24 protein-coding genes, 4 tRNA genes and 1 riboswitch are annotated in these 13,497 nt (G+C 48.0%); of the genes, 9 read left to right on the forward strand and 19 right to left on the reverse strand.

The genetic code is table 11. The annotated features are described in order from the left end of the window. Positions 1-138: 138 nt before the first annotated feature. Together GSF01_RS23325 and GSF01_RS23330 are read left to right on the forward strand one after the other, a co-directional pair. A complete protein-coding gene (locus GSF01_RS23325) occupies positions 139-582 on the forward strand; it encodes a NucA/NucB deoxyribonuclease domain-containing protein (RefSeq protein ID WP_159887680.1) in 444 nt (147 codons plus the stop codon). A 200-nt stretch (positions 583-782) separates the two neighbouring features. Beyond that, positions 783-1,127, forward strand: coding sequence for a hypothetical protein (locus tag GSF01_RS23330; RefSeq protein WP_159887681.1), 345 nt, complete (start codon positions 783-785; stop codon positions 1,125-1,127). 155 nt (positions 1,128-1,282) lie between these two features. Here GSF01_RS23330 and GSF01_RS23335 read toward each other — a convergent pair. After that, positions 1,283-1,355, reverse strand: a tRNA-Val gene (locus GSF01_RS23335). Between the two features lie 210 nt (positions 1,356-1,565). Here GSF01_RS23335 and GSF01_RS23340 point away from each other — a divergent pair. Then, entirely contained in the window at positions 1,566-2,021 is a 456-nt protein-coding gene (locus GSF01_RS23340; protein ID WP_159887682.1) for a hypothetical protein, read from the forward strand. A gap of 92 nt (positions 2,022-2,113) precedes the next feature. On the opposite strand, the gene GSF01_RS23345 is transcribed toward GSF01_RS23340, so the two are convergent. Next, on the reverse strand, positions 2,114-2,338 hold the full coding sequence (locus tag GSF01_RS23345; protein ID WP_159887683.1) for a hypothetical protein: 225 nt from the start codon (positions 2,336-2,338) through the stop codon (positions 2,114-2,116). A gap of 190 nt (positions 2,339-2,528) precedes the next feature. Here GSF01_RS23345 and sda point away from each other — a divergent pair, with 190 nt between their 5' ends. Beyond that, complete coding sequence (gene sda / locus GSF01_RS23350; RefSeq protein WP_159887684.1) at positions 2,529-2,690, forward strand: sporulation histidine kinase inhibitor Sda; 162 nt, start codon at positions 2,529-2,531, stop codon at positions 2,688-2,690. Between the two features lie 84 nt (positions 2,691-2,774). Here the strand turns inward: sda and GSF01_RS23355 are convergent, their stop codons facing one another. Further along, positions 2,775-2,975, reverse strand: a complete 201-nt coding sequence (locus tag GSF01_RS23355; protein ID WP_159887685.1) for a hypothetical protein — start codon at positions 2,973-2,975, stop codon at positions 2,775-2,777. Positions 2,976-3,122: 147 nt separating this feature from the next. Continuing rightward, positions 3,123-3,338, reverse strand: a complete 216-nt coding sequence (locus GSF01_RS23360; protein ID WP_159887686.1) for a Ni2+-binding GTPase — start codon at positions 3,336-3,338, stop codon at positions 3,123-3,125. A gap of 143 nt (positions 3,339-3,481) precedes the next feature. Between GSF01_RS23360 and GSF01_RS30475 the strand changes: the two genes are divergently transcribed. Beyond that, entirely contained in the window at positions 3,482-3,694 is a 213-nt protein-coding gene (locus GSF01_RS30475; protein ID WP_159887687.1) for a DUF3973 domain-containing protein, read from the forward strand. Positions 3,695-3,914: 220 nt separating this feature from the next. Continuing rightward, on the forward strand, positions 3,915-4,073 hold the full coding sequence (locus tag GSF01_RS29430) for a hypothetical protein (RefSeq protein ID WP_201305470.1): 159 nt from the start codon (positions 3,915-3,917) through the stop codon (positions 4,071-4,073). A gap of 37 nt (positions 4,074-4,110) precedes the next feature. Here the strand turns inward: GSF01_RS29430 and GSF01_RS23370 are convergent, their stop codons facing one another. The 7 genes from GSF01_RS23370 to GSF01_RS23400 all read right to left on the reverse strand — a co-directional run bounded on the left by GSF01_RS23370 (position 4,111) and on the right by GSF01_RS23400 (position 6,839). Beyond that, entirely contained in the window at positions 4,111-4,308 is a 198-nt protein-coding gene (locus tag GSF01_RS23370; protein WP_159887688.1) for a hypothetical protein, read from the reverse strand. 267 nt (positions 4,309-4,575) lie between these two features. Then, on the reverse strand, positions 4,576-4,968 hold the full coding sequence (locus tag GSF01_RS23375; RefSeq protein ID WP_159887689.1) for a VOC family protein: 393 nt from the start codon (positions 4,966-4,968) through the stop codon (positions 4,576-4,578). Positions 4,969-5,148: 180 nt separating this feature from the next. Continuing rightward, on the reverse strand, positions 5,149-5,538 hold the full coding sequence (locus GSF01_RS23380; RefSeq protein WP_159887690.1) for a spore germination protein GerPE: 390 nt from the start codon (positions 5,536-5,538) through the stop codon (positions 5,149-5,151). Then, positions 5,539-5,745, reverse strand: a complete 207-nt coding sequence (locus GSF01_RS23385; RefSeq protein ID WP_159887691.1) for a spore gernimation protein GerPD — start codon at positions 5,743-5,745, stop codon at positions 5,539-5,541. Further along, positions 5,699-6,352: a spore germination protein GerPC gene (gene gerPC / locus GSF01_RS23390; protein ID WP_159887692.1), complete on the reverse strand. Its 654-nt coding sequence runs from the start codon at positions 6,350-6,352 to the stop codon at positions 5,699-5,701. The genes GSF01_RS23385 and gerPC overlap by 47 nt, the downstream gene beginning before the upstream one ends. A 22-nt stretch (positions 6,353-6,374) precedes the next feature. Beyond that, positions 6,375-6,602 carry a spore germination protein GerPB gene (locus tag GSF01_RS23395; protein ID WP_159887693.1) on the reverse strand — a complete coding sequence of 76 codons (228 nt, stop codon included), beginning with the start codon at positions 6,600-6,602 and terminating at the stop codon, positions 6,375-6,377. 15 nt (positions 6,603-6,617) lie between these two features. Beyond that, the gene (locus GSF01_RS23400) at positions 6,618-6,839 is read right to left on the reverse strand and encodes a spore germination protein (protein WP_159887694.1); all 222 of its coding nucleotides are present in this window, start codon (positions 6,837-6,839) and stop codon (positions 6,618-6,620) included. A gap of 129 nt (positions 6,840-6,968) precedes the next feature. On the opposite strand from GSF01_RS23400, the gene GSF01_RS23405 reads away from it, so the two are divergent. Then, positions 6,969-7,445 carry an Hsp20/alpha crystallin family protein gene (locus GSF01_RS23405; RefSeq protein WP_159887695.1) on the forward strand — a complete coding sequence of 159 codons (477 nt, stop codon included), beginning with the start codon at positions 6,969-6,971 and terminating at the stop codon, positions 7,443-7,445. A gap of 92 nt (positions 7,446-7,537) precedes the next feature. On the opposite strand, the gene GSF01_RS23410 is transcribed toward GSF01_RS23405, so the two are convergent. From GSF01_RS23410 to GSF01_RS23420, 3 genes are all read right to left on the reverse strand, one after another. Continuing rightward, complete coding sequence (locus tag GSF01_RS23410; RefSeq protein WP_159887696.1) at positions 7,538-7,756, reverse strand: spore germination protein; 219 nt, start codon at positions 7,754-7,756, stop codon at positions 7,538-7,540. A gap of 169 nt (positions 7,757-7,925) precedes the next feature. Beyond that, a tRNA-Leu gene (locus GSF01_RS23415) sits at positions 7,926-8,011 on the reverse strand. 128 nt (positions 8,012-8,139) lie between these two features. After that, positions 8,140-8,379 carry a hypothetical protein gene (locus GSF01_RS23420; RefSeq protein ID WP_159887697.1) on the reverse strand — a complete coding sequence of 80 codons (240 nt, stop codon included), beginning with the start codon at positions 8,377-8,379 and terminating at the stop codon, positions 8,140-8,142. Between the two features lie 200 nt (positions 8,380-8,579). Beyond that, positions 8,580-8,663: riboswitch (cyclic di-GMP riboswitch) on the forward strand. A 32-nt stretch (positions 8,664-8,695) separates the two neighbouring features. On the opposite strand from GSF01_RS23420, the gene GSF01_RS23425 reads away from it, so the two are divergent. Next, a complete protein-coding gene (locus tag GSF01_RS23425) occupies positions 8,696-8,890 on the forward strand; it encodes a hypothetical protein (protein WP_159887698.1) in 195 nt (64 codons plus the stop codon). Positions 8,891-9,681: 791 nt separating this feature from the next. On the opposite strand, the gene GSF01_RS23430 is transcribed toward GSF01_RS23425, so the two are convergent. From GSF01_RS23430 to GSF01_RS23445, 4 genes are all read right to left on the reverse strand, one after another. Beyond that, positions 9,682-9,755, reverse strand: a tRNA-Ile gene (locus GSF01_RS23430). 11 nt (positions 9,756-9,766) lie between these two features. Next, positions 9,767-9,840: transfer RNA gene (locus GSF01_RS23435), tRNA-Met, on the reverse strand. 72 nt (positions 9,841-9,912) lie between these two features. After that, complete coding sequence (locus tag GSF01_RS23440; RefSeq protein WP_159887699.1) at positions 9,913-10,137, reverse strand: hypothetical protein; 225 nt, start codon at positions 10,135-10,137, stop codon at positions 9,913-9,915. A gap of 84 nt (positions 10,138-10,221) precedes the next feature. Then, a complete protein-coding gene (locus GSF01_RS23445) occupies positions 10,222-10,782 on the reverse strand; it encodes a phosphatidylglycerophosphatase A family protein (RefSeq protein ID WP_159887700.1) in 561 nt (186 codons plus the stop codon). Positions 10,783-10,962: 180 nt separating this feature from the next. On the opposite strand from GSF01_RS23445, the gene GSF01_RS23450 reads away from it, so the two are divergent. Next, positions 10,963-12,000, forward strand: a complete 1,038-nt coding sequence (locus GSF01_RS23450; protein WP_159887701.1) for a phosphatidylinositol-specific phospholipase C/glycerophosphodiester phosphodiesterase family protein — start codon at positions 10,963-10,965, stop codon at positions 11,998-12,000. A 101-nt stretch (positions 12,001-12,101) separates the two neighbouring features. Here GSF01_RS23450 and GSF01_RS23455 read toward each other — a convergent pair. Continuing rightward, positions 12,102-13,497, reverse strand: a 1,396-nt coding sequence (locus GSF01_RS23455) for a hypothetical protein (RefSeq protein WP_159887702.1), incomplete at its 5' end; no start/stop codon positions are given.

Genomic DNA, 13,497 nt, shown 5'->3' on the forward strand with positions numbered 1-13,497 from the left:
TATTATACCATATTGCTATATCCCGAACCTATGCACGATCCAATAAGCAATCGTAAGCAAGAACATTCGTTCTGTCAAGGTCTGGAATCCTATGACCAGTTGGGATACAATACATAGAGCCGATGAAGGGGGACTCTCATGAAAATCAAGACATTTATTATTCGGTTTGTCGCTATTTTACTTATCGTTTCTGCCGCTTACCTCTTTCAAGACGAGGATTGGTTTCCTTCCCCTACCGATCCGGATTCAACGACCACACCGGTTGTCCAGCTGGAATTTCCGGTCGACCGCTATCCCGAAACCGGTAAGCACATCAAGGAGGCCATAGCCGCGGGTCATTCCGCTATTTGCACGGTGGACCGCGAGGGGGCTGAGCACAATCGGCAGGAGTCGCTAAAAGGTACGCCTACGAAGAAAGGCTTTGACAGGGATGAATGGCCGATGGCGATGTGCGAAGAAGGCGGCAAAGGAGCCGACATCCGATACATAAGCCCTTCCGACAATCGGGGAGCGGGCAGTTGGGTCAGCAATCAATTAGAGACTTACAAGGACGGCACTAAAGTTGAATTTATACTGAGGTAGGCGATGAGGCGGGGCTGCATCCGGTTAGGGATGCGGTTTTTTTGTATTCTCTGATTTTTTAAATCTTGTAATTGATAACAGCCTCTACACGTAAAATACCACTTCAATAACCATGGAAATATTAATAAATAAGTAATTATTTACAAAATTTGTATTTCTATATTATAATGAAAAAAAAGGAACTAAGGAGGCTGTTTAATTTGAGAAAGAAAACGACCATGTTGCTTCTTGTTGCTATTCTGATGTTTAGCTTTTCTACCTCGGCATTTGCCCAAGCCAACGTATTTGGTCCAAAACAATTAAATGCAGGATACATCTATTTATTTACTTATGTAAGCAGCCCTAGTAATGCTATTATTAATTTAAAACTTTACCAAGTCACAGCATCCGGTGACCAACTGATCGAGCAGAGAATTGCTGGTGCGCTCCAAGGAACGCGTCTTGAAAATTTCTATGTAGGAGTTGCTCCAACTGCAGGTCAATATAAGGTAGTGGTTGATGCACCATCATATGTTTCTCTATCTGGGGATATTATTAATAGATAGTAAGGGATTGAGATATCATGAACAGAAGAAGCATTCAATACCACTTTATTCGTGGTTTGAGTGCTTTTTTATTTGGCTAAGAGTCTTTTCATTTCTTTTTATTATAAACAGCAAAAAAAGCCTTAAAAATCAAGGCTTTTCTCGTTAGAAAACGATGACCTGTAGTGGGCTCGAACCACTGACCCCCACCCTGTCAAGATGGTGCTCTCCCAGCTGAGCTAACAAGTCAAGTCCATGAATTTCTTCTCTCCCGAAGGGGACAGTTATTATGATACCAAGTAGATAAAAAGATGTCAAGGTTTTTCACCGGTTTCCTATTTTAATTTATTTTTATATTGTAAAAAATATTTTGAAAAACTTGGTAATTTAGTCCCTATTTCTTGCTTCTATACTAGCTTATGATGGATACGTACCGTATCGAAGAATGGGAGTGAGCGGATGAGAAAACCTTTTATTTCTGTAAGCCTGCTTGTGATGATGCTACTACTGGTTGTTTCCCCCGTTTCCGCTGCAGAGCAAGCGAAGCTTCTCAAAATCGACATTGCCGCTTATTGGTATGGCCCCATGTTCAGTTCCTATAACAGCACCTCCTTTTTTTATGAAAACGATTACGGTTCGGTGTATGAAGTGACGATTAAAGGAACGAGCTTTTTTGCTGAACCGCTTGCCGTAACAAGCCGCGATCCCAATCCCGTTGCGTTTCAAGCTCAGACGCTGTATTTGAAAACCGTCGATCAGGTATATGAAGGCTATCCTGATTTCGTGAACTATTCCACCCTCTCGGTTGCAAACGACGGAAAATTTCTGCTTAATGGAGTCCCTTCCGATACCTTTATTACCTACGAGGAATATTCGCAGACCTATACGACTGTCCAGATCATCCCCACTCCTTAATCTGCCTGTTCAGATCGAAACGCATGGTCCTCACTTATATAACCGACCCCTTTCTCTTTGGGGTCTTTCTTTGTTTTTTCCCACCCTGTTTATTATCCTTCTCTCTGACGGTCTTTGTTCCTCATTCCCTCTTTTTCCGGCCCATCCTCTACTTCGGATATCCACAGCAGTCCCATACATACAACAAACATGCCTAGAATAAGGATAATCCCGGGAAAAAACAAATCATTCATTTGGGTGTACAGCACTCCAGCGATCGATAACATTAAACCCCCAAATAACCCAACACTTACCCATGAGGCCATATTTCTCGTCATCTCCAAACCACCTTTTCTGTACTGCTTCCTTATGGTCAGTATATTCCATCAGGACGGGTCTTAGACTTCGCGGTTTCCCAGCTCATAACCATCGCCCCAAACCTAATAATTCCTTAATGGCTATAGGCGAAAAAACTTAACATGTTCATCGTAAGATCAGAGAAAGGACAAGGAAGGGAACTGATACGAAATGAACTTGCTTAACGACGATATATTGATTCAAACTTATTTAGATGCAGTCAGATACGGGCTTGATAAAGAATTCATCCGAGTCCTGCAAGAAGAAATCGAGCTGCGTGGGCTGATCTCACGCTCGGAACAGCCCCAAGAATCCAGCGAGGCCGACAACTAGGCATGCAAAAAGACCTGCTCAAGATATGAACAGGTCCTGGATGTGCATGTACATGCTTTGCGGAAGAAGGGATTCGGGAGGTTGCTAATCTGTCTCTTCGGACTCCGAAGCTTCCTCTTCAGACTCCTCTTCACTTGCTGCTACTTCCTGTTCTGCCGCTTCTTCTTCGTCGGCCGCCTCTTCTGAAACCGGTTCCAATTCTTCAGTAAGCGCTTCTTCCGTTTCTTCCTGCGCTACCTCAGCATTCTCTTCACTAGACAGAACAACGTTTTCTTCTTCTCCCATGTCGATCCCTCCCAATGTTCACTTAGGTTTCCTAAGCGTATCTTTATCTTAGCATGGGGGGATCGCAGAATATGTCAATTCCCGTTGGCGAATATATTACATTTGTATGACAAGGATATGAGCCGGGAACGGCTTTATCTACCTCTACTATTCCCTCAGGGCGTCGCTCAGCTTTGTGGACATTGAAGGCTTCTGCGCGGTGGCGGCTTTGAGCAACGCAGTTTTAAGCCGCTTATTTTCCCCTGCCAGACGCTCAAGCTCTACGAGAAGTCCCTCAATCAGCTCACGGACTTCCTCGTCCGAAGCGTTCTCCTTCATTTGCATCCACTTTTCTTTATTATCCTGGCTTATCTCTGCTACCATACTGGGGATTCCGCCCTCCTTAAAGTGCTATCTCAAGCCTTTAACTCTATACTCCGTGAGCAATGGATGATAGACTGACATATTTCTGCGCAATCATACATATTGTGATACTAGTTGAATCGATTTTGGCGGGAGGCGTTATCATGTATTACTGCATTGCTTGCAAACAGTTGCATGGGCTGGAAACACAGGATCGGCTGCATGTTTTCAAAACAGGACATCACATCCTAACGAACATACGTTATTCTGCCGGTCTATGCCAAAAAGCTGTCCGTCTAGTTGAGCCGGATTCACCAAACTCGGAGGGCAAGCAGGATGGAGAAGACAAGCATACCGAGTCCCGCTCTTATGCATGATACGAGGCTCAACCAGACTCCCCAAGCCGAATGCTTCTCCTCGCCTCCATAAGCGCAAGCGTTTATCGGCCTGCCGAAGAACAATCACGCCAGGAGATCCTATCGCCCCTGTACTTATCCCTATCCCTCACTAGTCGAAGATCATAAGGCAATCTGGTATAAGAGCTCCAAATAGGTGTAATCATGAGTAGAACGACACCAAGTCTGGAGGGGACTAACCATGAAAATTATGATTACGGCACAGGAGGCGCTGGATCGGGGCATATGGATTGACATCGTTCAGCTGTTCGGATTGCAAGAGGAAGACACGATTATGCCGGGCGAACAGTTCATCCTAACGGAGGAGCAAGCCCTTCAGTTGAACTTGATCCGTAGATAAAGGCATCCCTTCGACGGGATGCCTTTATTTGCAGCCCTTAACGCTTCTTGCGTGAATTCCAGTCGATCACATTGGGTTTGGGCTCCGACGCGTTCAATTCTTCGTTACGTATCATTTGCGATAGATCGTCAATTGTTTTATTCAAGAGCTCCCCCTTGTGTCTGGAGAACAGCCGTCGTCTTTCCTTCATCAAAAGATCGAGCATCAGCTTCTTCTGCTGCTTGCTGAACAGCATCCTTCATTCCCCCTGTGGCTTTTGAAATTAAAACGCAGCCGAACATTTACCCCGTAAACTCTACTTTTTCTCGAAGGTTAAGCAAGGCTGTCCGGAGGATCGGCGCACCAAGGCTGAAGGCATTTCGCTCGTCTTGACACCATACGAACGGCAGCCCCGCGGGAAAGAAGGATCCCAAGTGACATAATAATGCTTGCAGGCCAGACAATTGATCCTAACAGGTTGTTCGATATGGTTTTTGTTTGCTCCTGTATTCATATCTAGCCTCTACCGGGTAGACTGGAAAAACTCGATCCATTCACCGTCCGGACCGTGAAAGAAAAAATATTTCGAGCCATTCGGCAGCGTAGTGATCTCCTGATCGATAAGTCTTACATTCGTCAATCTCTGAATGCGTTCGAATTCTTCCTCGATGTCATCGACCGTAAATGCCACGTGATGCACCTTGCCCTCTTGGGGCAAACTGTCATGATAGCCATGTATAAGCTCCAGCTCTGTTTCTCCCTGTTGGCCGAAGCCCAGGAATGCCAGCTTGATGATGCCATTCGAATGATCAAGCAGCCCCTTGCAGGTCAAGCCCACTACATCCTCATAAAAGCGTATCGATGTCTCCATATGGCGCACCATGATGCCGACATGCTCCAATCTCTTCCTTGCCAAGCCTGCCACCCCTTCTTTGATCTAGCCTATATACTAGGTGCTTCCGATTCCCGAGTCTCTGTCATTATACCATATTTGACACGGCACGGTCCGCATCGAAGTCATCCCTTTGGCTGCTGAAAGGCTAATGAACAGGTTGAGTAAAAAAGAGAGCAAATCCGCAGGCGGATAGCTCTCTGTTTACTTTGGCGCTAGGGCCGTAAGCCTTTCTCTAATATTTTTCACCCTGGACTGGGCATTGGTATAGCGAAGGTAACCCACATGAAAGGAGGAAGAAGAGGAAATGGCCAATATTCGAACGGTACCCACGTGAATTTCCGGTATCGTATTGGTTACACTCATGAGGGGGTTCCCATCCGGCTGCAGATGCGGAATGGGGGCCGAGAAGATAGGGTACGCAGACAAGTCCCCTTCCGATCCCGAGAATCGGCTGATCTCCCTCTGCACAGCCAGCGCATACAGTTCCGGCAAAAATTCCTGCAAATCTCCTATGAACAAGGCCGAAGCATAACCGATGCTGTTTACCTTTATCGCGTCAACCTTACTTGTTCTTAACCGGTCAACGATCATTCAAGCCTCACCGGATGAAGTGATTTTTGATGGCCCAATGATCAGCGACTCCGGCGGTGTATCAAACACAGATGACAGCAAAATGGTATCCGCATCCCCGATCAGGAACAAGGACGCGCTCGCTACTCCGTCCAAATGGATATTTCCGACGCTGAGCGCCTTATTTTCCACTTGCAGGATGACTACTTCCGGGTTGTTCTGCCTCATTCGAAGCTCCCTCCTCTTGTTGGCGTTTTAACATATATTGATCAAGTCCGGCCTGAATATCATGGATTACCGCTTCCTTAATCTGACCCTCTTGCTCGGGGGAAACTGACTGTGGATAAGGACCCACTATCGCGTCCATGTACAGTTCGATTCTAGGACTAATCTGATTTTGTAAGTCCCCAAGCAGACGATTTTCCAGTTCCTCTCCGAGCTCGAGCTGATATTGGGATTTTAAACGTGCAAGTTCCTCTGGAACTCGCTGCTTCAAGTAGTTTTCTACCTGTCGCTGGATGCGTTCGTAGGCTTCCGACCGCGAGACGTTCGTCAGAACGGTCTTGCCGTCGACGGCCATATCTTCTATGCTTTGCCCAGTCAGGCCTGATGGCGATATGCCTACATTTAACGTTCCCTCCAACGTTTCCACCTTGAGCTGGTCAAAATTATATTCAATCTTATCAATACGAATACGTTCCTGACCTTTTACCTGCTCCAGGTCCTTTTCTATGCTTTCAATTCTGGCCTCCAGATATCGAATCCGCCCCGTCTGCCATTGTAAATACGCGTGAAGCTGCTGGAAGTAGGTCTCGTATTCCGAATTCTGGCACATGGCGTATTCCTCCGTTTGACAATTAGGTGGATGGAGCCGGAAGCGGAACCAGCGGCATCGCGGAGATAGCGCCCTCTTGTACCGTTTTGCCCAGTTCCGGGGCAGGTCCAGTAAACCCTCCCGTGTTATATAAATTAGATAAGGAACGGACGGACCCGGCTGTGCCGATCTGAATTACGGACGAATTGCTCACCGCCCCGATTTTCATCTGGTGAATTACGATGCTCTGATGCACAGTCCATGTCGCCATTTCCCTCCACCTGCCTTAATTCGTAAACGCGATATTAGAATCAAGCACGTCGTTATCGTACGTATTCGTCGTGCTGACGTAGTTGATAACCCGCAGATTGTCCCCCGTGTTAAATGAGCCCGCACCGGCAAAGGTCTTCGCTACCGACCTTGGGGCAAGCTGTAGCGAGTCTCCAATGTGGACGATGGAGCTCAAACTGACATTGTTGATCTTGATGGCGCCCACGATAGCCGGCATGAAGCAACACCTACTTCTCATGGATTTGATTTAATATATGACGAAGAGCTGCAAAGTATGTTTTCGCTCGAACGTTGCTCATGTCGGAGTGTGAACGATCATATACTCGCTGTAAAGGAGTGATCGCTTATGAACAAATCGAAATCCTCCAATTCTTCCCATCCGAACCCTTATTTCGATATGAACTGGAAACAATTCGAACAATTTTTCGGAGGAAAAATACCTTTTCCGCCCGCCTCTTCTTTTCCCGGAGATTTGTCCTGGGTTGAAGGCTATATTAAGGATATAATGAAGCAGGCCATGCCTCAAGCAGAGGTGAAGTCGCTCAAGCATCATTATCACATGGAAGTCTTCGAAACCCATAAAAATGTAATCGTAAAGGTTCATATTCCCGATCAGGCCCAAGCCCGTAAAGCACGCGTCCTGCTTAATGTGAGTACGCTGCGTCTAGAAGGGCTGCCCCAGGAGAAAACCCAAACCGTTCGGCTTCCCAGCCTGATCAGCCCAGCTACATGCAAGGCCGTGTACCGTAATGGCATTCTCCAGCTCCATATGCGCAAGCAATCGGCCGAGCATCCATTTTATGAGATTGATGTCCGTTTCTAGCAAGCCTTGCTTTCAAGAAGAAACAATAAAGCACACGTCCCGTAACCCGAAGATACAGGACGTGTGCTTTCATGCTTTTGGGTGCCACTCGTCTAATTATTCGCTGTATTATTGCTGTCAGCAATATCAGGGTCAAGCGTGTTCGTAAGGCTCAGCAGTGAAAAGGAAGCGCTAAAGTCGCCGTTAATGCCGCCACCGGCTCCTGAGTTTGCCTTTGAGGTGCTTTTCGGCGTAACCTGCAGCACATCCCCAAACACCATTTCCCCAGCGTTGCTATTGATTTTGATCGGGGCCAAAATAATTGAAGGCATTTGATTTCTCTCCTTCCTTCGTACTCTCCTTAAGTATATGAGCAGACTACGGGAAACATCACGGCGGACATGCAGCTAGGCCAATTAAATATCAAGACTCTTGAAGTGCAACAAAAAAATCGCATACGGCCCGATGCTACGAGTCGTCATGCGATCTTCCGGTACAAAATGCCGAGAGCGGGACTTGAACCCGCACGATGGTCACCCATCCCAGGATTTTAAGTCCTGTGCGTCTGCCGATTCCGCCATCCCGGCACAATAGGAGCTAGCTTATTATATCCTGCCCTGTACGGAAAAATCAAGCTATATCGTAGACAAAATACGGTTACTCCCGTCGTATGGCTGCTAACGATACCGTTGCAATAGACTCATAAGCTATATTCCTAGCCTAATTTCCTTCTTCCTAAGGGAAGACCCCTTGTGTTTCCGGGTACGCTTATTGTCCACTCCTCCTTGCGATCTCTAGCTTTCCCTTTGAGCGCCGCCCCTCCGTCAGTTCTGGCTTCACGTTCCGACATAACGGTCGTATTATGTATAAGGCTTGTTTCGACGACCTCTTCCCTCGCCGCTTGCATGGATTTTAAATATTCGAAAGCTTCATCAAAGTTGGCAAAATGGTCCATAGCTAATCCTCCGATTGCGTCGTTACTCTTTACATAAACGCAATTGGCTTCATTTAATCAATTTTAGGGTGAAACTCTTCCTTAGCTAACTTGGCACTGCGAACATTTTTTTATACATATCCGTGTATTTCCCACTAATTTCATATATTTAGCAACTTCGTGTGAAAACAAACAGAATTATGTCTGTTTCTTTGATATGATTAAACACGGTAAGCAATGAATTCGAATCTGTACATGGGCACTTGGATTCGAAGGAGCTAGTAGTGCAACCGGGCCACCTTTCCATGGACATTCAACCTAGATAGGAGGCGCCAGTATGAAACAGACATTAGATTGTGAAAGTATCGTTTTTCAGTTGGGTATCTCGAAAGAGCAGTATGAATTATGGAAAATGAGTAACCTCAAGACGGAGCATCTCAGTAAGACTAATCCGGAGCCCGTATTTGATAACCCATACAGATCAGGATGCCCGGATGATTCAGGTATCTTGGCATATCGTCCATATCGCTAAACAAACATCCGCTCCGAGACCCAAGATCGTACTGCGCGGCCCCAAATAATCTTTCCGCGTCCAGTCCAAGCATTTTGCTGAGCGAAAAAGCAAACATGAGGCTTAGCCGAACATCCTTCCATTGTCAAAACTTCCATACAGGTATATTCAATTCTACATATATATGAAGAATAACTTCCCCAGAAGTATGGTCCGGATTGTTCGGCGTTCCCCAACTCATGCCCATCGGCATGCATGGGGCGTTAGTCAGCGTATTTAGTTCTCTCTAAATGGGCTAAGATCAAAAATCAAAAAAACGATCAGGCTTCTCATTACTATGGGAAACTGGTCGTTTTTTTTGTCTCTTAAATAGTGATTCACTTACTTCATTAATATTAAAATCAAATCGTCTACAGTTTAATGGTTGTAGCCCTCTGTGATGCTGTGTTTGTTGCTATCGACCACCAAAGCCACCATGGGCTTTTCTCTCGGAAATTGAACGGACGGCAACAACGGCCGTAGCGGCTACGAGTGAAACCATTCATGCCTACCTCACGCACTTTAACTTCAAAATCAATAGCGCGGAAAAGACGCTGCAGGGATCGACCATCCGATTGGGATAAAGAAGGAAGAAGCAGTTAAAGCTATGACTACGCATGAATTAATCGAGCTGCTACCTCTTAACTTTCCTTACGTGCAAAAGACCGAAAAATCAACTTCAACGCCGACGAGAATATTCTCGAATTTGTCCACCTTGGAACTCAGCCATAGCATAAGAAAAACCCCTTGCTGTGCAAAGGGTTTTTCGCTTATGGGCCCTGAGGGACTCGAACCCCCGACCAATCGGTTATGAGCCGACCGCTCTAACCAACTGAGCTAAGGGCCCTGAAAAGCTTATTGCGGGGGCAGGATTTGAACCTGCGGCCTTCGGGTTATGAGCCCGACGAGCTACCGGGCTGCTCCACCCCGCGATAGTTGTGTCATTTTCGAACAGCGACAGAGATAAATATACACTAAATGAAACAGGATAGTCAAGCATAATTTTACACAATGTAACGAACGCCGAAGCGTCCCTTCGTTGAACGGAAAACCTCAACCTCAGACGGACATTCATATCCGTAAATCCACCAATCCTCTTCCATCCGCTTGGCCAAACAACCTGCCTGAAACTTACTCTCATAGAGTTTAACCCAGTATATCCATTTCATCCGTTCACACCCCGCTGTAACAATTTGAAGATAAGAAGTTACAGGCGTTAGTGTAACCATAAAGAAGCCCCCTTATTTAGCAGGGAGCTTCCGAATAATGAGAGAGGCGAGTCTTTAAGCAGCGACAAGTTAGTCCCTAGAGAATCACCCTGCGTTTTCTTCGGGAACGTCAAGCGTAGGCAGGAAGGGCACAACGCTGTCTCTTTCCTGTTGATCGCGGTCATGATGAGCAATACGGCTGGAAGCGGACGCCGCGATACTGGCTACCAAATCGTCCAGGAAGGTATGAATGCCATCGCCTCTCTTGGTATCCAGTTTACGGATAATGCCGATCTTTTGCTTATCCAGGTGTCCAAAGGTCGTCACGGCAATGCTGCCATAACCAAACACCGAACCAAGCGCAAGCGTCTCATCACAGCCGAATAAACCTTCATCGGAGGCAATAATAGATTGGATAGGCTCTGAGAGCATCCCCTTTTCTGCAAGCACATCAAGCTCGATACCCACGAGCAGGGCATGCTGAAGCTCTCTTTTTTGCAGTACGGCATGGACAGCGTTGATGCAGGTCTCCATGGTCAGCTCCGGGTTGTAGGGCCCCTGCATCTCTTTAACGATCCAGGCTATATCCTCGATGGCAACGCCGCGATCCTGAAGCTTCTGGTAAACGGCGGCTCTTATTTCTTGGCTGTGTACTTGTCGACTCATACGTATCGCCCCTTTGATTGAAGTGAAGTTATTATACCATGTCTGAAGAATACTTGTGCGGTATTGCATCCCATTTTTCGACAAACTGAGTCGGAATAAATACCTATTTTCACAAGGACCTGTTAGGTTTCTTCTCAGTTTGTTTAATCATACAACAAATAGCAAGAAGGAGTGAACCGGATGTCACGTTATAGGTACCGGATGAGGGCATTAGGTTGCGCCTCCCTTGCGCTCTGCTTGCTGCTTGGATTTTCATCCGTGCCCGCGTATGCGCAAGACACCTGGACCCGGCATACGCATATCGCCCATGGAATGGGGCAGCTTGACGGCGTGAATACCACTAACGCGAAGGAAGCCTTTGTTCTTAATTACGAAAAAGGGTTCCGGGTCTTCGAGGCGGATCTGATCCTGACCTCGGATGATCGCTTGGTTGCGAGACATGATTGGTCCGATTATTTAACGCGACTGCTGCGTCAGCCTGTCGCTTCGGAACAAAAGGCAGATGAGCCTATGTCCTTGGAGCAATTCAAAGAACGAAACATATTAGACCGTTACCGACCGCTTGAGGTTACCGAATTGCTAAGCCTGCTGCAGGCTTACCCGGACGCCTATCTGGTCACAGATACGAAGGAAACCGATCCTAAGCTCGTCGAGAAGCAATTCCGGCTGCTCGTTGAGGCTGCCCGAAGCATGGATTCGAAGCTGCTGGATAGGATCATCCCCGAGCTGTATTCGCCTGATATGATTAGACAAGTACGCACCATTTACCCATTTTCCTCGTATCTTTTCTCTCTGTACCTATCGTCACTAAGTCATGACGAAGTATTGAAAGAGGTGCGCACCTTAGGGATCAAGGCCATTGCCATGCCTACAGAGAGGGTAGATCCCACTTGGATGCGACGGCTACAAGCGGAGGGTGCCGTTGTTTATACGCATACGCTTAATGATGCCCGGGAATGGGAAAAACTTCGCCAAATGGGCGTTCACGGCGTCTATACGGATGAATTGCCCCCCACCATCCGCAGGACGGCTGTCTCCTTAAAGGAAAGTGAAGGCCTACTCGAGATGAAGACCGACATGACTGCCGTTTCGCAGCCGTCTATTTTAAACACAGAGGCAGACAATGAAGCCTTGCTGTCCGTGCCTGCCGAGCCATTTAGAATTTCTTGGCTTCTGGAAAGAGTGAAGGCCTGGCTAAATCTTAACGGTTCCGTTTGAAGACATGTGATCCTACTATCTGAGGAGGTCACCTCCGCCTGCAACAAAGCCGCCCGAGAGGGCGGCTTTGTTTGATGCTTAATTTATTTAGATATGACGGCCTATTGCTTATACTGCGTAAGCAGACGCTTCGCTTCGCCCGTAGGGGTTGCGAATACTTCGTAGATCCGAACCTGATGATGGACATCCAAGTTGTCGGAAGCCCCTGTAAGAGAGATAACGTTGTCCCCGTTCACCAGCCGGCTTGAGCCGTACAGATTTGCGCGGCCGGTTCCGACCAGACGGTCGTAGGAATCGTACAGCTCGACCAGCAGGTTCGGGAAGGAGGCATCCAGCTGCACCTGCTCGTCCCGGGTGATGTCCAGATCAAGCTTCAGCCGGTACACGTATTGATACTGCGTAGCTTGACCATAATCCGAGTTCAGCGTCCAGTTTTTGACCTTCACCGTGAACGGATACAGGCTCCACTCGTCCTTATTCGCCTCCTGCAAGCCGGTCGATACCGCTGCGATCGTCGTTTTGTACGGCGCCGCTGTAACGGCATCCTGCACCTTCAGCACTAACCCTTCGCCATTCTCCGACACCGGCAGCGTGAAGGAATAGCTCACCGTCAGCGAGGAGCTTGGCAGCACTGAGGCCGTTTGGATCTGCTGACGGCTTCCCGCATACTCATAGCCGTCTTTGCTGACCAGATCCGCCTGGAAGACCGGCACCGCGAGCGGCTTCGACGACTTGTTCGTCAATTTGAACTTGGCCGTGACGTTTTTGTTGCCGTCCTCCGTGTTCTCATGCAGGTAATACTCGATAACCGATACCGACAAGTCCGGATGGATCAGCTGGCTGCGCTCGTCGAAGCGGATTGGAGCGCCCAGCGTATAAGCTGCGAAGCTGGTGCCCGGCGCTTCTCCCGGCAGCAGGATATTGAGCCGGCCCACCTTGTAATTCAGCACCGAGACGCCGGTCGCGCCGGCCTCTGCGAACGTTTCCGGCGTTAGCAGATTCAGGCTTTGCAGGACACTGTCCTGATCCGTCGGGATTGCGTAATGGATATACTTCTCAGCCTTCCCCTCCAGCGCCACCGCGTCCTTCTCCACTCTCGAGCCGCTGAACACTTTACCGCTTTCTTTGCCGTCGAGGCTGAACTCCGGCACGCTCTCGCGCTTATCTGTCGGATTATAGGCCAGCAGCTGCACGACGTACACCGTGCCTTCCGCTGTCGACTCCTTGTTGATTGCCACAGGCGTGTACTGTACCGGCGAGACAAGCCCCGGGATCTTGAAGGACTCGGACCATTTCTTCACAGCGGCTTGGTCGGTTATCGCGGTATCGCTGCCCTTCCAAGCCTCGCCCTGGATCGGCACCCCGATGATCGGCGTTTCCTTCTTCGGATAGACGTAATAATCGACATCCGTCCAGTTCACCTGCGTCAGCGTGATCTCGTCCGTCCGGTCGATCACCGCCAGGTAGCTAAGCTCGGTATTTGCCTTTGGCTGCAGC

Source organism: Paenibacillus puerhi (assembly GCF_009846885.1).
Lineage (GTDB): Bacteria > Bacillota > Bacilli > Paenibacillales > NBRC-103111 > Paenibacillus_G > Paenibacillus_G puerhi.